General features: G+C 61.3%; 17 protein-coding genes. 5 read left to right on the forward strand and 12 right to left on the reverse strand.

Going from position 1 to position 17854, the window contains the following annotated elements; all coding sequences use genetic code 11:
• Positions 1 to 42 precede the first annotated feature (42 nt).
• Positions 43 to 456: an iron response transcriptional regulator IrrA gene (irrA, locus tag BM399_RS16970; RefSeq protein ID WP_092869178.1), complete on the reverse strand. Its 414-nt coding sequence runs from the start codon at positions 454 to 456 to the stop codon at positions 43 to 45.
• Positions 457 to 756: 300 nt separating this feature from the next.
• Between irrA and fabA the strand changes: the two genes are divergently transcribed.
• From fabA to BM399_RS16995, 5 genes are all read left to right on the forward strand, one after another.
• Positions 757 to 1281 carry a bifunctional 3-hydroxydecanoyl-ACP dehydratase/trans-2-decenoyl-ACP isomerase gene (fabA, locus tag BM399_RS16975; RefSeq protein ID WP_092868900.1) on the forward strand — a complete coding sequence of 175 codons (525 nt, stop codon included), beginning with the start codon at positions 757 to 759 and terminating at the stop codon, positions 1279 to 1281.
• Between the two features lie 66 nt (positions 1282 to 1347).
• Positions 1348 to 2580 (forward strand): beta-ketoacyl-ACP synthase I, encoded by a 1233-nt coding sequence (fabB, locus tag BM399_RS16980; protein WP_092868901.1) that lies wholly within the window; start codon positions 1348 to 1350, stop codon positions 2578 to 2580.
• Positions 2581 to 2714: 134 nt separating this feature from the next.
• Positions 2715 to 3584, forward strand: a complete 870-nt coding sequence (gene fabI, locus BM399_RS16985) for an enoyl-ACP reductase FabI (RefSeq protein WP_092868902.1) — start codon at positions 2715 to 2717, stop codon at positions 3582 to 3584.
• Positions 3585 to 3634: 50 nt separating this feature from the next.
• A complete protein-coding gene (locus BM399_RS16990) occupies positions 3635 to 4480 on the forward strand; it encodes a glutamate racemase (protein WP_092868903.1) in 846 nt (281 codons plus the stop codon).
• A gap of 134 nt (positions 4481 to 4614) precedes the next feature.
• Complete coding sequence (locus tag BM399_RS16995) at positions 4615 to 4875, forward strand: hypothetical protein (RefSeq protein ID WP_092868904.1); 261 nt, start codon at positions 4615 to 4617, stop codon at positions 4873 to 4875.
• Positions 4876 to 4993: 118 nt separating this feature from the next.
• Here BM399_RS16995 and pnp read toward each other — a convergent pair whose 3' ends face one another.
• The 11 genes from pnp to metK form a co-directional block, all read right to left on the reverse strand.
• Positions 4994 to 7201, reverse strand: coding sequence for a polyribonucleotide nucleotidyltransferase (pnp, locus tag BM399_RS17000; RefSeq protein WP_092868905.1), 2208 nt, complete (start codon positions 7199 to 7201; stop codon positions 4994 to 4996).
• 172 nt (positions 7202 to 7373) lie between these two features.
• A complete protein-coding gene (gene rpsO, locus BM399_RS17005) occupies positions 7374 to 7655 on the reverse strand; it encodes a 30S ribosomal protein S15 (RefSeq protein WP_045834620.1) in 282 nt (93 codons plus the stop codon).
• Positions 7656 to 7857: 202 nt separating this feature from the next.
• Positions 7858 to 8778, reverse strand: a complete 921-nt coding sequence (gene truB, locus BM399_RS17010; RefSeq protein WP_092868906.1) for a tRNA pseudouridine(55) synthase TruB — start codon at positions 8776 to 8778, stop codon at positions 7858 to 7860.
• A 44-nt stretch (positions 8779 to 8822) separates the two neighbouring features.
• On the reverse strand, positions 8823 to 9227 hold the full coding sequence (rbfA, locus tag BM399_RS17015) for a 30S ribosome-binding factor RbfA (protein ID WP_092868907.1): 405 nt from the start codon (positions 9225 to 9227) through the stop codon (positions 8823 to 8825).
• Positions 9228 to 9242: 15 nt separating this feature from the next.
• Positions 9243 to 9794, reverse strand: coding sequence for a YcxB family protein (locus BM399_RS17020; protein WP_092868908.1), 552 nt, complete (start codon positions 9792 to 9794; stop codon positions 9243 to 9245).
• A 145-nt stretch (positions 9795 to 9939) separates the two neighbouring features.
• Positions 9940 to 12714: a translation initiation factor IF-2 gene (gene infB, locus BM399_RS17025; protein WP_092868909.1), complete on the reverse strand. Its 2775-nt coding sequence runs from the start codon at positions 12712 to 12714 to the stop codon at positions 9940 to 9942.
• A gap of 18 nt (positions 12715 to 12732) precedes the next feature.
• Positions 12733 to 13425, reverse strand: coding sequence for an RNA-binding protein (locus tag BM399_RS17030; protein ID WP_092868910.1), 693 nt, complete (start codon positions 13423 to 13425; stop codon positions 12733 to 12735).
• Positions 13426 to 13458: 33 nt separating this feature from the next.
• Positions 13459 to 15111, reverse strand: coding sequence for a transcription termination factor NusA (gene nusA, locus BM399_RS17035; protein ID WP_092868911.1), 1653 nt, complete (start codon positions 15109 to 15111; stop codon positions 13459 to 13461).
• Positions 15112 to 15114: 3 nt separating this feature from the next.
• Positions 15115 to 15753 (reverse strand): ribosome maturation factor RimP, encoded by a 639-nt coding sequence (gene rimP, locus BM399_RS17040; RefSeq protein ID WP_092868912.1) that lies wholly within the window; start codon positions 15751 to 15753, stop codon positions 15115 to 15117.
• 125 nt (positions 15754 to 15878) lie between these two features.
• A complete protein-coding gene (gene trmB / locus BM399_RS17045) occupies positions 15879 to 16463 on the reverse strand; it encodes a tRNA (guanosine(46)-N7)-methyltransferase TrmB (protein ID WP_244531321.1) in 585 nt (194 codons plus the stop codon).
• Positions 16464 to 16622: 159 nt separating this feature from the next.
• Positions 16623 to 17828 (reverse strand): methionine adenosyltransferase, encoded by a 1206-nt coding sequence (gene metK / locus BM399_RS17050; RefSeq protein ID WP_092868914.1) that lies wholly within the window; start codon positions 17826 to 17828, stop codon positions 16623 to 16625.
• Positions 17829 to 17854 lie beyond the last annotated feature (26 nt).

Below are 17854 nucleotides of genomic sequence, written 5' to 3' on the forward strand. Positions count from 1 at the left end.
AGCGAGACGATCAGGCCTTTCGATACGGCCGGGTTTTTGGTCTCAAGCCTTCGTCAGGCGCACGACCACATCGACGTGCGTGATCTTGAGGCCTTCGGGCGGCTCGGGGAGGCCGGCGACGGTGATCGCATCGCCCGGGATGTCCATCAGCTCGCCGTTCGGCTCGAGCAAGAAGTGATTGTGATTGGATGTGTTGGTGTCGAAGTAGGCCTTCGAGCCTTCGATCGCCAGTTCGCGCAAGAGCCCCGCGCGCTTGAACTGGTGCAGGGTGTTGTAAACCGTCGCGAGCGAGACGTGCTCTCCGAGGCCCGCGACTTCGGCATGAAGCTGCTCGGCCGTTACGTGGCGGTCGCCACCCTCGAACAGCAGCTTGCCGAGCGTCATGCGCTGGCGCGTCGGCCGGAGGCCCGCTTTTCGCAGGAGCTCTGGCGTGGAGAGCGGTGCTTCTGTTGCCATGCTTGCCGGAGATTTATCAGTCATTTGCGTTTGCAGAACCGTGATTGCGTCCCCACGTTGGACCAACATGATGTTAGTCCCTACGAAACGCGCCGAATTACGATGAGTATAGTCACTTGCCTTAAAAGCCGCAACTTACGGCGAGAAAGGGTCTTTAAGACCGGTCAACGCCCTGTTACACGCAGCGGCCAGCACTGCTAGGCGCAAGGGTAGGCGTATGTTACGACCCCCCTTATCTTGACCTTCCCGGAGCATAATGTGAACGAACACCGCATAGTCGGCCATGAAACGAGGGGACCAGTGGCGGAACGCCGTTCGAGCTTCGAATTCGATGATTTGCTGGCCTGCGGGCGCGGCGAACTGTTCGGCCCGGGGAATGCGCAATTGCCGCTTCCGCCGATGCTTATGGTTGATCGCATCGCGACGATCTCCGAAACCGCCGGCGCACACGGTAAAGGCCTTATCGTCGCCGAGCTCAAAGTTGCTGGCAACGAGCGCCTGGACTGGCTATTCGCCTGCCATTTCAAGGGCGATCCGGTGATGCCGGGGTGCCTCGGCCTCGACGCTCTCTGGCAATTGACGGGGTTCTATCTGGGCTGGCTCGGTCTCACGGGCCAAGGCCGGGCTTCCGGCGTCGGCGAGGTCAAATTCACGCGTGAAGTTACGCCTGACGTAAAACTGCTCGAATATGTCATAGACATTAAACGGGTCATTGCCCGGAAGCTGAAGCTCGCAGAGGCGGACGGTGTCCTTAAGGCCGATGGCGAGGTGATATACACAGCCAAGGATCTAAGGGTCCTACTCAAGTCGAGCGAAGGTCCTTAAGCGTTTGCGCAGAGGGCCCGGCTGTCAAAGCGGGCGGCAGCAGGAACCGCAGGAGTGAACGAGCGCATGCGGCGCGTAGTTGTGACTGGCATGGGTGTGGTGTCCTCGATAGGGAACAGCACCCAAGAAGTTCTCGCTTCGTTGAGAGAGGCGAAGTCCGGTATTTCTCGTGCAGAGAAGTACGCCGAATTGGGCTTCAAATGCCAAGTCCACGGAGCCCCACATATCGAGTGGGAGACGATGGTTCCCCGGAAGCCCAAGCGCTTCATGGGGGCGGGTGTCGGCTGGAATTGGATCGCGATGGATCAAGCCATCCGCGATGCGGGTCTCGAGGCGTCCGACGTCGTCAACGAACGCACCGGCATCATCGTCGGTTCGGGCGGACCGTCCACGCGTGCCATCGTTCAGGCGGCTGAAGTTACGCTCGAATCCGGGGGGCCGAAGAAAATCGGACCGTTCGAGGTGCCGAAGGCCATGTGCTCGGGCCCGTCCGCGGCGCTCGCTACGGCTTTTCAGATCAAGGGCGTTAACTATTCGATTTCATCGGCCTGCGCGACAAGCTCGCACTGCATCGGCAATGCTGCCGAGATGATCCAGTGGGGCAAGCAGGACGTCATGTTCGCCGGTGGGTGCGAAGAACTCGACTGGACCTTGTCGAATCTCTTCGACGCGATGGGCGCCATGTCGACGCACTACAACGACACGCCGTCGCGGGCGAGCCGCGCCTACGACAAGAATCGCGACGGTTTCGTCATCGCAGGCGGCGCTGGCGTCGTCGTGCTCGAGGAACTGGAGCACGCGAAAGCCCGTGGCGCCAAGATCTATGCCGAGATCGCAGGCTACGGCGCAACGTCAGATGGTTACGACATGGTTGCGCCGTCGGGTGAGGGTGCGGAGCGCTGCATGCGCTTGGCGCTCAAGGGATTTGACGGTAAAGGTTTGCCGGAAATCGATTATCTCAATCCGCACGGAACGGGCACGCCCGTTGGTGACGCGAAGGAGATCGATGCTATCCGCACGGTGTTCGGCGGCAAGGCACCGGTCATCTCGGCGACGAAATCGTTAACGGGGCATTCGCTCGGCGCGATCGGCGTACAGGAAGCGATTTTCTCGCTTCTCATGATGAACAACGGTTTCATCTGCGAGAGCGCCAATATCGACGAACTTGACCCAGCCTTCGCCGATATGCCAATCGCTCTGAAGCGTATAGACAACGCGGAACTTAACTGTGTGATGTCGAACAGCTTCGGTTTTGGCGGCACAAATGCCACTCTGATTTTCCGCCGGCATGATGCGTGAGTAACTGAAGCTTTCCTGGTCGCCGCTAGGAAGTGCGTAGCGGCGGACGGTAGAGGGCTATGAGAGTATACAAGCGCGGTGCCGGCTGGTTTGACGTTCGCGGGCGTACCTTTGGTGACAAAACGAGGCTTCCTATGACCCACTTCGATATCGCAAAGCCTGGCCCTTTGATGGCGGGCAAGCGCGGTCTTGTAATGGGGGTCGCCAACGATAGGTCGATCGCTTGGGGCATTGCGCGCGCGCTTGCGGGCCAAGGTGCAGAACTCGCCTTCACGTATCAGGGCGGCGCGTTCGGCCGCCGGGCGCTGCCGCTCGCGCAATCGCTCGGTTCGAAAATCATCGAGGAATGCAACGTCCTCGATCTTGCGAGCGTCGACAATGTCTTCGCGCGCATCAAGGAAGAATGGGGCGGTCTCGATTTCGTCGTTCACGCACTCGCCTATTCCGATCCGAAAGAGCTTGCAGGGCGCTACGCCGATACGAGCCGCGAGAATTTCATCAACTCCATGGTGATCTCGTGCTTCTCCTTCACCGAAATCTCGAAGCGGGCTGCAGCGCTGATGCCGAACGGCGGCTCGCTCATCACGCTTTCCTACGGCGGCGCGACGCGCTGGGTGCCGTCCTATAACGTCATGGGCGTCGCGAAGGCCGCGCTCGAAGCATCCGTCCGTTATCTCGCGGCCGATCTCGGGCCGCAGGGCGTCCGCGTCAACGCGCTCTCCGCCGGTCCGATGCGCACGCTTTCGGGCGCCGGTGTTTCCGACGCGCGCGTGATCTTCAATTTCCAGCGCGATAACTCGCCGCTGCAGCGCACGCCGACACTCGATGAGGTTGCGGGCTCCGCACTCTATCTGCTGTCGCCAATGTCCGGCGCCGTTACCGGCGAAGTTCATTTTGTCGATTGCGGCTATAACACCGTGTCGATGCCTTCGCTCGAAGGCCTCAAGGAGCACGACGCCGAAGGCAAGACGGCCAGCCGTTCGCCCTCGGCTGCTGCGGAGTGACATTTCGCGGCCGTTGACGTTCGCCAGCGGGCGTCGCAAACACTGCGGCCATGATCGGGGTATTTGATTCAGGTCTTGGCGGGTTGACCGTCCTTCGAGCGCTCGTCGAGCGATTCAAGACCGTCGATTTCGTCTATCTCGCCGATCATGCCCACGTTCCCTACGGCGACAGGCCTTCGGAAGACATCGTCGATTTTACGCGGGATTGCGTAGAGCAGTTGTTTGCGCGCGGGGCGAAGCTCGCGCTTCTCGGTTGCAACACCGCGACGGCCGTGGCGCTCCGGCGCTTGCAGCAACAGTGGCTGCCGGAGAGCAAGTGGGCGGGCGCGCACAACGTGCTCGGCATCGTCGCTCCGACCGTCGAGGCTGCAACGCAGACGCCTTGGGCAGTGACGTCGCCGCAATATCCGCAGAAGTACAATACCGACACCATCGGCGTGTTCGGGACGACGCGGACGATTTCATCCGGCGTCTACGCGGAAGAGATCCGCAAGCGCTGTCCGAAGGTTACGGTCGTCCAGCAGATCTGCTCGGAGCTTGCGGGCGCGATCGAGAACAAACGTCCGCTGGCGGAGCTCGATGTGCTGGTCCGCGACGGCGTTGCCGGTCTCCTCGGTCAAACCGGGAATTTGCCGCCGCATCGCGCAATCCTTGGGTGCACGCACTTTCCGCTCGTCGAGCCCTTGTTCAGGAAATATCTGCCGCCGTTCACGCGCATTCTTTCCCAGCCCGAGGTCGTGGCCGACAGCTTTGAAGATTATCTCGCGCGCCGAACGAATTACCTGGATGGCGGCGAAGGCGGCACGCTGACGTTGCTGACAACCGGTGATCCGGACGAAGTGAGTGAAAAAGCACGGGTTTTCTGGCCAGATGTGCCGCATTTCGCGAAAGCCTGACGCCGAGTTGCAACGCAGACACCGCATAGCTTCTCCGCCGTTATTGTTCCGATAGCGGTCATTATTCTCCCCTGCTAGCGTCGCCCCGTAAAACTTGGCAGGAGGCTTTGCCTCCAGGGGAGAGGAGTAGCCGAATGGCTCGAAAACTTTCGCTCGTGGCAGCGATGGTGGCGGTGGGCGTGTTGTCCGCTGCGTCACAAGGCATTGCAGCGACCGGTGGATCTCTTGGCACGCTGAAGGGCGTCGGGGCCGCTCAGTCCACTGTAGAACAAGCGCACTTCTGGCACCGGACCTGCCGTAAGGGCCTGAACGGCTGGCACAAGCATGTTAAAGGCATCGGCCGCGTCCAATGCACGAACCACGTCTGCAAGCACGGCAAGTGCTGGTGGTATTGATTGCAGTCGCCCCGGCCGGGATACGATTCTGGCCGACTCTGGCCGACGTGAGTGAGCCATAAAAAAAGCCGCCGGATCGATGATCCGGCGGCTTTTTCAATTCTAGGCGAGCGTCGCCTTAGTTGCGTTCGCGGCGCGGGCCGCGATTGCGATCGCCACCGCGTCCGCCTTCACGGCGGGGCGGACGGCTTTCGAAGACTTCTTCCGGCTCGCCTTCAGCGCGCGGGATTTCCTGGCCGGTCGTCTGATCGATGATCTTCATCGACAGGCGGGTCTTGCCGCGATCGTCGAAGCCCAGAAGCTTCACGTAAACTTCCTGGCCTTCCTTCACGACTTCGCCGACGGTCTCAGGACGTCCCTGGGACAGCTGCGAAATGTGAACGAGGCCGTCCTTCGAACCGAAGAAGTTCACGAATGCGCCGAACTCCATGATCTTCACGACCTTGCCCTTGTAGATCTGGCCGACCTCAGGCTCGGACGTGATGCCGCGAATGCGGGCGAGAGCTTTTTCGATCGACTCGCGGTTGGCGGACGCGATTTTCACCGTGCCGTCGTCCTCGATGTCGATCTTGGCGCCCGACTCGGCGACGATCTCGCGGATGACCGAACCGCCGGAGCCGATGACTTCGCGGATCTTGTCGACCGGGATCTTGATGGTTTCGATGCGCGGCGCGTATTCGCCGAGTTCGGTGCGGGCACCTGTCAGCGCCTTCGACATTTCGCCGAGGATATGGAGACGACCCTCCTGCGCCTGATCGAGGGCGATCCGCATGATCTCTTCGGTGATGCCCGTGATCTTGATGTCCATCTGCAGCGACGTGACACCCTTGTCGGTGCCGGCCACCTTGAAGTCCATGTCGCCGAGATGATCTTCGTCGCCAAGGATGTCGGAAAGAACGACGTAGTCGTCGCCTTCCTTGATCAGACCCATCGCGATACCAGCGACCGGCGATTTCAACGGCACGCCAGCGTCCATCAGAGCGAGAGACGTGCCGCAGACCGTTGCCATCGACGAGGAGCCGTTCGACTCGGTGATCTCCGAGACGACGCGCAGCGTGTAGGGGAACTCTTCCTGCGCGGGGAGCATCGGACGGATGGCTCGCCAAGCAAGCTTGCCGTGACCGATTTCGCGGCGGCCGGGCGATCCCATGCGGCCAACTTCACCGACCGAGTATGGGGGGAAGTTGTAATGCAGCAGGAAGCGCTCTTTCTTCGTGCCTTCGAGGCTGTCGACGAACTGCTCGTCCTCGCCGGTGCCAAGCGTCGCGACGACAAGCGCCTGCGTCTCGCCACGCGTAAAGAGGGCTGAGCCGTGCGTGCGCGGAAGGACGTGAACTTCCGAAAGGATCGGGCGAACCGTTTTCAGGTCGCGTCCGTCGATGCGCCGCTTCGTCTTCAGGACGTCGCCACGCATGATGTCCATCTCGAGCGACTTGAACGCGTCGGTGAGAAGAACCTTCTCATCGGGGTTGTCGGGCGGAATGGAAATGCCTTCGGTGATCTGCTTCTTCGCCTGGGAAACGAGGTCCTGGCGCTTGGCCTTTTCCTTCGTCGAGAACGCTTCCTTGAGGGTCGTTTCGGCGATGGTTTTGACCTGAGCGGCGTACTTCGCCTTGTCGGGGATCTTGATGTCCCACGGTTCCTTGGCGGCCTTCTCGGCGAGCTTGATGATCGCCTGGATGACCGGCTGCATGTGCTTGTGGCCGAACATCACGGCTTCGAGCATCTGCGACTCGGGCAGTTCCTTGGCTTCCGATTCGACCATCATTACCGCGTCGTTCGTGCCGGCGACGACGAGATCGAGGACGCTGTCCTTCATCTCATCGATCATCGGGTTCAGTACGAACTCACCGTTGATCAGGCCGACGCGCGCGCCGGCGATGGGGCCGAGGAACGGCAGGCCGGAAAGCGTGAGCGCAGCGGAAGCCGCAACCATGCCGAGGATGTCGGGATCGTTCTCGAGGTCGTGCGAGAGGACGGTTACGACGACCTGCGTCTCGTTCTTGAAGCCTTCGACGAAGAGCGGGCGGATCGGACGGTCGATCAGGCGAGACGTCAGCGTCTCTTTCTCGCTCGGGCGGCCTTCGCGCTTGAAGTAGCCGCCAGGGATCTTGCCGGCGGCGTAGGTGCGTTCCTGATAATTCACGGTCAGCGGGAAGAAATCGATTCCGGGCTTTGCAGACCGGGCGCCGACAACGGTCGCCAGCACAGTCGTATCGCCGTACTGCGCCATGACCGCAGCATCCGCCTGGCGGGCGTAGTGGCCGGTCTCGAGCTTCAGCTTGCGGCCACCCCAATCAATTTCGACGCGATGGATGTCAAACATGTTCAATCTTTCGTTTTTCGCTTTTCTGTTCGGTCGGTCAGCCCGCCGGCCTCATGCCGGTCGAGCGCTATGGGCGGCCGGCGCGGTCGAGCGCCGGCGGCTTTCTTGTTTATCGATTCGTGTGACTGGCCATCGGCCTGTCCTGACTGAAGCGCTGAAATGAGCGCGCGAATTAACGGCGGATGCCGTTCTTCTCGATGATCTTCTGATAACGAGCGTTGTCCTTGGCCTTCACGTAGTCGAGCAACTGCCGGCGCTGGCTGACCATCTTGAGAAGGCCGCGGCGCGAGTGGTTGTCCTTCTTGTGCAGCTTGAAGTGCTCGGTCAGCTCGTTGATGCGGTGCGTGAGCACGGCGATCTGAACTTCCGGCGAGCCGGTGTCGTTGGCCTTGGTTGCGCTGTCTTTGATGACGGCCGTCTTCGCCACACGCCTGTGCGGTGCTACCTGCGACATCGAATTCTCCTTTCAGATTTGGAGTTTGGATCAAGCGGCGCCAGCCGGGATGTCGTCCAGCTGGGTCGCAAACGAAAGCCGCGCGGAAACCCGAGGCCCGCGCGGATGCGGTACTTATACACGAATGCCCGCCAAAGGCGAGTTTGAATTCGAGCATAAATTCCTAAGTATCTTCAATGCGTTAAGCCGATTGAGCGCGCGGCTACCCGAGATTGAAGACGCGTGTCGGGTGGAGCGCGCCCTTTGCGAGTTCTCCGAGCGCGACGAGCCGGCCCTTGGACGTGGCGTAGGCGGGGCCCGACATGATCGGGGCATCGCGGCCGCGGATCAAAACGGTCTGGCCTCGTGCAAGCGTGGCTGCATCGCTTTGCGAGACGAGCAGCTCCGGCAGATCGGCGAGCGCCGACTCGACGGGAAGAAGGTATTTCAACACTTCATCGGGATCGCCCGACTCGGCGGCTGCGAGAAGCGTTTCCATCGCCACCGCACGGCCCTCGTCGAATGGGCCGACCTGCGTCCGGCGCAGCGCGATAACGTGGCCGTAGCAACCCATGATGCGGCCCATGTCGCGTGCCAGCGCTCGCACATAGGTGCCTTTTCCGCAGCGGGCTTCGAACACGCTTGTCGCCTCATCGGGCATATCGACGAGCGTCAGGCTGTCGATGAACACGGGACGCGGCTCGAGCACGACCGTCTCGCCGTTGCGTGCAAGGTCATAGGCGCGTTCGCCGGCGATCTTGATCGCAGAATATGCGGGCGGCTCCTGCATGATCTCGCCGTGGAAGCGAGGCAGCAGCGCTTCGATGTCGGCGCGTGCCGGGCGGTTGTCGCTCGTCTTCGATATCTTGCCTTCGGTATCGTCGGTTTCGGTCTCGGCGCCCCAACGAACCGTGAAGCGGTAGGCCTTTTCGCCGTCGACCGCGAACGAGACGGTTTTTGTTCCTTCGCCGAGCGCGATCGGAAGAATGCCTGTCGCCAGCGGATCCAATGTTCCCGAATGCCCGGCCTTCTGCGCGTTGAATGCGCGGCGCACAGCGGCGACGGCCTGCGTCGATGTCATGTTGATCGGCTTGTCGAGGACCAGCCAGCCGTTAACGGCGTTACCTTTTTTGCGTCGTGCCATCTTTTCTCTCAATGCTTCTTCCCATCAGGAACGGGAGAGAAGGTTCAATCTTTTTTTTCGACGTCGCGCCGAACTCGTTCACTATCGAGAAGGCGATCGATCCGCGTCGCTTCCTCGAATGTTTCGTCTTCGCGGAAGCGCAGATCGGGCGCGTAGCGCAGGTTCAGCGCCGCCGCGACTTCGCTCCGGATGAACTTCTTGTTTTTGGCAAGGGCCTGGATGACCGGCCGCACGTCGTTGCCGCCAAGCGGCATGACGTAAACCGTCGCGAGCTTGAGGTCCGGCGTCAGGCGAACCTCGGGGATCGTGATGACGTGCGATGCCAGTACGTCGTCGTGGATCTCACCGCGCGACAGCAGCTCCGAGAGTTTATGCCGGATAAGCTCGCCAATACGCAGCATGCGCTGCGAAGGCGCTTTCGCCGATACAGATTTGGTCTTGGATCGCATTCTTAGCTTCCTCGCTCAGGCATCGCCGTCGGCTCCGCGCGATAGGGCTTCTGATAAATCGGCGAACGCGCGCATGTCAGCAACCGATTGAAAGGCGCGTAGCGGCACGATGACCGCGCTTCGCGGCGTCAGGCACAGAAACACATGCGCCGGTGCGTCAATGACGCGCGCAACGCTGTTCCATTCGAGAATCCGCGCCGGCCGGCCGTCGCTGATTTTCAAATTGTCTTCTGAGATTTCGATTTCCGTATCCTCGGGCGGATACTCAGCCCGTGCGATGCGCCAATACGAGAGCAACGTCAGCGCGAGGCTGAAAGCAGCAAAACCGATCGCTCCGGCGATGACCGAGAAAATGATATGGCTATAGCCGGCGAGCATCTCCGGCATGAGGCCTTCGAGTTGCTCGTCGAAAACCGCAAGCGCCATGCCGCAAGCGAAGATCGTCGCAAAGAATGCAAGCGTGCCGGACTTTGTGAGTTCGCGCGGCAGACGCTCGTACGCCGCGATATCAGCGCGCGTCAGGCGGAATGTCAGCCGCAGAGGCAGCTCAATCGTCTGATCTGTCATGTTCCGACCGCCGCAGGATGGGACCGCGCGCGGCCTCTTTCATTCGAATTGAACAAACACTTCGGCTCAGAGAGAGCGAAGCAAGCGTGGCGTCAACGAAGCTACGCCGCGCGGGAATATCCCGCACGGCGGCTTACGTGGACGATTAGAGTGTTCTGGCGATCGTCTCGACCTGGAAGCACTCGATCTGGTCGCCTTCGCGGATGTCCTGGTAGTTCGCGAAGGACATACCGCATTCCTGACCGGCGGTGACTTCTTTGACGTCGTCCTTGAAGCGCTTGAGGATCGAAAGCGTGCCTTCGTGGATGACGACGTTGTCGCGCAGCAGGCGAACCTTGGCGCCGCGTTCGACCTTGCCTTCGGTGACGACGCAACCGGCGACCTTGCCAGCCTTCGTGATGGTGAAGACCTGCTTGATCGTGGCGTAGCCGAGGAAGATTTCGCGCTTCGTCGGAGCCAGAAGGCCCGACATCGCCGCCTTCACCTCATCCACGAGATCGTAGATGATATTGTAATAGCGGATCTCGACGCCCTGAGCATCGGCTGCCTGCTTCGCCTGCGCGTTGGCGCGGACGTTGAAGCCGATGACGACGGCCTTCGCCGCAGCTGCCAGAGCGATATCGGATTCGGTGATGCCGCCGACGCCCGAATGCACGAGGCGCGCTTCGACTTCGTCGTTGCCGACTTTCTTCAATGCGCCAACGATGGCTTCGAGCGAACCCTGCACGTCGCCCTTGACGACAAGCGGGAATTCCTTCCGGCCAGCGTCCTTGAGCTGCTGCATCATCTGCTCGAGCGAGCTCTTCGTACCGGCGGAGCCCAAGGTCTCGCGACGCTTTCTGACGCGATAATCGGTCAGCTCGCGGGCGCGTGCCTCGTTCTCGACAACGGCGAACTGATCGCCCGCTTCGGGTGCCGAGTCGAAGCCCAGGACTTCGACAGGAACCGACGGTCCGGCAGTTGCGATATTCGCGCCGTGGTCATTGAGAAGTGCGCGAACGCGTCCCCACGCCATGCCGGCCACGATGATGTCGCCGACGTGCAGCGTGCCGCGTTGAACGAGCACGGTGCCGACAGGGCCACGACCGCGTTCAAGCTTCGCTTCGATGACGACACCTTCAGCCGTACGCGCCGGGTTCGCCCGGAGGTCGAGGATTTCCGCCTGCAGATGGATCGCTTCCAACAACTTGTCGAGGTTGGTGCGCTTCAGCGCAGAGACCGGAATTTCGAGCGTGTCGCCGCCCATGCTTTCGACGACGATTTCGTGCGAAAGCAGTTCGGTGCGGACGCGGTTCGGGTCGGCCTGCGGTTTATCGATCTTGTTGATCGCGACGATGATCGGCACCTTCGCGGCCTTGGCGTGATTGATCGCCTCGACCGTCTGGGGCATCACGCCGTCGTCGGCTGCGACGACGAGCACGACGATGTCGGTCACCTTCGCACCGCGTGCACGCATAGCCGTGAAGGCTTCGTGGCCAGGTGTGTCGATGAACGTGATCTTGTCGCCGTTCGGCGCCATCACCTGATAGGCACCGATGTGCTGGGTGATGCCGCCGGCTTCACCGGACACAACGTTCGTCGAGCGGATCGCATCGAGCAATGACGTCTTGCCGTGGTCGACGTGGCCCATGATCGTGACGACCGGGGCGCGATGTTCGAGGGCGGTCTCGTCGCCTTCCTTCTCTCCGACGAAACCGATTTCAACGTCGGCTTCCGAGACGCGCTTCGGCGTATGACCGAACTCTTGAACGATGAGTTCAGCCGTATCCGCGTCAAGAACGTCGGTGATCTTATGCATCGCGCCTTGCTGCATCAGATACTTGATGAGATCGACGGCGCGCTCGGCCATACGGTTCGACAATTCCTGGATCGTGATGGCCTCAGGAATGATGACCTCGCGCGAGATTTTCTCGCGGGTCTGCTGAATGCCCATCGCCTTGAGCTTTTCTTTCTCGCGCTTGCGCTTGAGAGAGGCGAGCGAGCGAACCTGGGCTTCGCGGTCGAAGTTCGTGATCGTGAGCTTCTGACGCTGACGGCCGTCGTCCTGAACCTTGACGGCCGGACGTGCGACTTTCACGCCGCCGGGGCCGCGTTTGCCACGATCGTCTTCTTCGACCTGCTGGCGAGCAACGGGCGGGCGTACGGGACGCGTCGGTTTTTCGATCGTCGTCGCATCCGCAGCGGGAGCACCACGACGTGCGGGTGTCGGCAGCTCTATTTCGCGCGGACGACCCGCTTCGCCACGCGGCATGAATGCCGTGTTGGCTGACGGCCGATTTGGCGTTCTCTGGAATGGCGGACGGCCACCTTCTCCGCGCGGCGATGACGACGGACCGGAGTCGCGACGATATTCACGCTGCGGAGCGTTGTTGTCGCGCGCAACCGGCGCGGACGGTGCCGGCGACGCGGCGGGCTGCGAAGGTGCAGACGCTGCGGCAGGAGGTGCTGCTGCGGCGGGAGCGGGTGCGGGCTCGCTTTGTGCCGGCTGGGCAGTAGCCTCGGCGCGGGGCTGCGGCTCGGGCGGGCGCGGAACCGGCTCGAAACGGACCGGCTCGATTTCCGTCCGGGGTTCGTCGGCGCGGGCAGCGGCAAGCGCGCGTTCGCGTGCGGCGCGTTCCTCATTCGAGAGGACGCGGCCTGCAGAACGTTCGTTTGCGCTCGACTGATGATGCTGGGGCGCTGGCGGGGGAACTCTCGAGGGCGGCGTTGGCCGCTCGATCGTTTCGGTCGCTGCCGGGGAGCTCGCCTCGGCTTCTGTGCCGAGCCTGCGAGTTTTCTTCTTCTCGACCACGACGGATTTTGACCGCCCGTGGCTGAAGTTCTGCCGCACATGGCCAGACTCGACCGTTCGCTGCAGCGACAGCGGCTTGCGCGTTCCGACCCGGATGGTCTTATCGGTCTGGTCGTTCGAATCCGTCATGCGTTATCCGTTCAGCCTTCAGCTAGATAGTTCAGAAATTTCGTCCGTGGCCACTGGGGTGGCCTCAATCGCAGAAGACCGGTAGCGCAGAAGCCGCTCCGCCTCTTCCAGAAACCGATCCGACAGTCCTCCGGGAGTGAGGGCAGCATGTACCACACTTCCGCGGCCAATGGCCAAGCTCATTTGCGCAATGGTCAGAACATCGACAATTGCGGCAGGAGCGCCCCGGCTGGCCTGAATGGCCTTGTATTTTCGATCAATTTTACTTCGTCCGTCCAAGGCCGCATCAGAGCCATGGAGTATCGCTCTTACTGGCTTCTTCTCGAGCGCGGCATAAATTTTTTCAAATCCAGCGATAACGCTGCCCGCCTTATTGGCGAGGGACAGCATTCCCGCAACGCGCTTAACGATAAGATCATCTACTCGTTCTGCAAGATCTACCGGGGCCTCGGCCTTCATTTTAAGGCTTTTTGAGAAGGCGTGTGTCGAAACAGCCTTTTCGATGAGGCCCCGTTCGCAGCCGACCCAGACGCCGCGGCCCGGCAAACGCCGGTCGAGATCCGGTACGATTATCCCGTCCGGCGACAAAGCGAAGCGGATCAGGTTTTCCGGATCAAGGGCTCGGCGCGTGACAGCGCACAGCCGCTCGGAACCCGGGACGGAGCCTTGCTCCGTCCGGTTCTGCGTAGGCCGATTTTGCCGTTTTGCCATCACGCCTGTTTGTTGCCTCTCCGGACATTCCCGTTAGCCTTCGGCGCCGACGCTGCCGGTACCGGCAGCTTCGGTTTCGTCGTCGCTAGCGGGCTTTTCGAGATCTTCAGCTTTGATCCAGCCCGCGTGGACGCGAGCGGCCATGATCATGTTTTCGACGTCCGTCCGCGACAGCTCGAACCCATCGAGGAAGCCAGCGTGACGCGCGTCGCCGTCCTTGTCCTTTTCTTTGTCCTTGTCCTTCTTGCGCTCGGTCCAGCCGATGAGTTCATCGGTCGCGCAGTCGGCGAAATCTTCGACGGTCTTGATGCCGTTTTCACCGAGCGCGACCATCATCGCGGTCGTGATGCCAGGGATCTCGGCCAACTCGTCGGCGACGCCAAGCTCACGGCGCTTCGCATCGCGATCGGCTTCCTGCTGCTCGAGATATTCGCGAGCGCGGCTTTGGATCTGCTCGGCGGTGTTCTCGTCGAAACCTTCGATGTGCGCGATTTCGGCGATATCGACGTAAGCCACTTCCTCGATCGTCGCGAAACCTTCGGTCACGAGAAGCTGGGCGATGACCTCGTCGACGTCGAGCGAATCCATGAGAAGCTGTGTGCGCTCGGCGAATTCCTTCTGGCGGCGTTCGCTCTCTTCCTGCTCAGTCAGGATGTCGATGTCCCAGCCGGTCAATTGCGAGGCCAGGCGCACGTTCTGGCCACGGCGGCCAATCGCGAGCGATAGCTGGGCTTCGGGAACGACGACCTCGATGCGATTTGAATCTTCGTCGAGAACGACCTTGGTGACTTCAGCGGGCGCGAGCGCGTTGACGATGAAGCTCGCCGCGTCCGGGTTCCACTGGATGATGTCGACCTTCTCGCCCTGCAGCTCGTTCACAACGGCCTGCACGCGAGCGCCGCGCATACCGACGCAAGCGCCGACCGGATCGATGGAGGAATCCTTCGAGATCACAGCGATTTTCGCGCGGCTTCCCGGATCGCGGGCAACCGACTTGATCTCGACGACGCCGTCGTAGATCTCGGGGACCTCGGCGCGGAAGAGCATCGACATGAATTCAGGGCGAGCGCGCGTCAGGAAGATTTGCGGGCCGCGCTGCTCGCGGCGAACTTCGTAGATGTAGGCGCGGATGCGATCGCCGAGGCGAACGTTTTCGCGCGGGATCATTTCGTCGCGACGGATGATGCCTTCGGCGCGGCCGAGATCGACGATGACGTTGCCGTACTCAACACGCTTCACGGTGCCGTTGATGACGTCGCCGCTGCGGTCCTTGTATTCGGAGAACTGGCGGTCACGTTCGGCTTCGCGAACCTTCTGGACGATGACCTGCTTGGCATTCTGGGCAGCGACGCGGCCGAATTCCAAGGGGGGAAGCGTTTCAGCGATCATGTCGCCGGCTTTGGCATCCGGGTTGCGCTTCTTGGCGTCCTGGACGTTGATCTGCGTCGCGTCGTTCTCGACTTCGTCGACGACTGCGAGGACGCGGGTCAGCTTTGCTTCGCCGGTCTTCGGGTCGATCTCGCAGCGGATGTCGTTCTCGGCTCCGTAGCGCGACTTAGCGGCCTTCTGGATGGCGTCTTCCATCGCCTCGATGACAATCTTCTTGTCGATCGTCTTCTCGCGCGCGACGGCATCTGCAATTTGCAGAAGTTCGAGCCGGTTGGCACTGATGCCTGCCATGGCCATAGGTCAATCCTCCAGGTCGTCTTCGTCGAGTTCGGCGCCGTCACCGGGCCGATTGGAATGGCGCTCTTTGGCGCGTTGTAGTGCTTCGCGAATAAGTTCGTCCGTCAGAACGAGTTTGGCGTCGGATATCAAATGAACCGGCAGGCCGAGGTGCTGAACGCCATGCTCGCCGGTATCGGTTTTGATCCGGACTTCGCCGTCCTCGAAACCTTCGAGCACGCCCTTGAACCTTTTACGACCGTCGATCGCTTCATTCAGCTCAATCTTGGCTTCGTGACCCGACCAATCCTCGAAGTCGCTCGGGCGAACGAGCGGGCGGTCGATGCCAGGCGATGAAACTTCGAGGCGATAGGCACCCGAAACAGGGTCGTTGACATCGAGCACCGGCGAAAGCGCTTTCGAGATCGCTTCGCAGTCGTCGACGTTGATCGAGCCGTCGGGACGTTCCGCCATGAGCTGGACGGTGCGGTCGCGGCCGTCGCCCTGAATCTTTACGCGGACCAACCGGAAGCCGAGATCTTCGAGCACGGGTTCGACAACAGCTGCAACGTCTGCTGCAAGACCTGTCTCGCGCAGAAAGCGGCCGGTATCGGAATTCTGTTCCGACGGCGATGCCGAGCTGTTGGCGATGGTATCCTGCAATGGCGTTCCCGAGCTTAAAGTTCGTCCGGAGCGGGCCTTGCGGTCCACTCTCTATCGGATCGACGTGTTATTGGAATGACTGCTAAATAGGCGAGATTTCGCCTTTGTGCAAGGCTCGGTTGCCGCTATCGGCGCAGAAAGCGGAAATAATAGCGCCGGCGACCTTCCCGCACCGCCTTCGCCTCGTAGCGCGTTTCCGGCCAGTCGAGCGGGCGATCACGCCAATCGGCGGGGGTCGCTGCCTGCCATTCAAAGGCCGGTTCCGTCGCAAAAGCTTCAAGCATCGTGCGGGCATAGTCGCCGATATCGGTGCCGATGCGCAGTTCGGCGCCCGGCCGCATGACGCGCGCTAAAAGTTTCAGCAGGGAAGAATTAACCAGCCTGCGCTTTCGATGCTTTCGCTTCGGCCAGGGGTCCGGAAAGAGGATAAAGGCGCGATCGATCGTGCCCGGGGCGACGGACTTCAAAATTTCGCGCACGTCGCCCATGTGAACGCGCACGTTTTCCAAGTTTTCGGTGGTGACGGCGGTCAAAACCTTGATGACGCCGTCCTCGAAGGGTTCGCAGCCGATCAGCGCAACGTCGCGGTTCTGGCGGGCCTGCCAGAGGAGGTGCTCGCCGCCGCCGAAGCCGATTTCGAGCCAATTCTGCCGGAAGCCTTCCGGCGGCTTCGCGGGGTCAAACGAAAACCGGGGCAGATCTTCGCGCAAAAGCGAGACTTGGCGCGCGCTCGGCTTTCGCCCGCGCCTTCGTCCAAATGATCTCAATTCGTGGTCGTCGGCCGACATTTGCGCGTTACATCACATCAAAAAGGAAAGGCGGCCGTTTGCGCAGCCGCCTTTGAATCTCACAGGCCCGGTTCGTTAGCGTCAGGAAACGGCCTTGGCGATCTTGGCGGCAAGATCCGTTTTTTCCCACGAGAAGCCGCCGTCCTTTTCAGCCGGGCGGCCGAAATGTCCATAAGCGGAGGTGCGGGCATAGATCGGCTTGTTGAGATCGAGATGGCTGCGAATGCCGCGCGGCGTCAGATCCATGACTTCGCCGAGCACCTTCTCGATCGCGGCTTCATCGACTTTGCTCGTGCCGTGGGTATCGACGTAAATCGACAAAGGCTTGGCGACGCCGATGGCGTACGACAGCTGGATCGTGCAGCGGTCCGCGATGCCCGACGCAACGACGTTCTTCGCGAGATAGCGCGCGGCGTACGCTGCGGAGCGGTCAACCTTCGTCGGATCCTTACCGGAGAATGCGCCGCCGCCGTGGGGCGCTGCGCCACCGTAGGTGTCGACGATTATCTTGCGGCCGGTCAGCCCGGTGTCGCCATCGGGGCCGCCGATGAAGAACTTGCCCGTCGGGTTGATGTGCCAAACGGTGTCTTTCGAAATCCAAGAGTCGGGGAGCGCCGCGCGGACGTAGGGTTCGACGATCTCGCGCACCTGACGCGAGCTCAAATCCTCGACGATGTGCTGGTGCGAGACGACGATCTGGGTGACACCAACCGGCTTGCCGTTCTCATAGCGAACGGTGACCTGGCTCTTGGCGTCCGGGCCGAGCTTAGCGGCATCGCCCTGCTTGGCTTTGCGGGCGATTGCGAGGTCGCGCAAAATGTTGTGTGCGTAGTAGATCGGCGCCGGCATCAATTCCGGCGTCTCGTTGCAGGCGTACCCGAACATGATGCCCTGGTCGCCCGCACCTTCTTCCTGGTTCGTCGGCTGCTTGGCGTCGACGCCGGCTGCAATGTCGGCCGACTGGGAATGCAACAGAACTTCGATGTTGCAGTTCGCCCAGTGGAAGCCTTCCTGCTCGTAGCCGATATCCTTGATGGCTTTGCGCGTCAGGTCCTCGATGGCGGCGACGGTTACGCTTTTGGGGCCGCGCGATTCACCGGCGATGACGACACGGTTCGTCGTCGCGAGCGTTTCGCAGGCGGCGCGGATGCTCCACGGGTCGAGGCCTTCCTTGGCGCCTTCGCGATAGAACGCGTCGACGACTTCATCGGAAATGCGATCGCAGACTTTGTCCGGGTGACCTTCAGAGACGGATTCACTCGTGAAAAGGAAGGACTTGCGCGCCACTGTGGCCCCCGTGTTGAAAAATTAGG

It is taken from the genome of Hyphomicrobium facile (genome assembly GCF_900116175.1).
GTDB classification, from domain to species: Bacteria; Pseudomonadota; Alphaproteobacteria; order Rhizobiales; family Hyphomicrobiaceae; genus Hyphomicrobium_B; species Hyphomicrobium_B facile.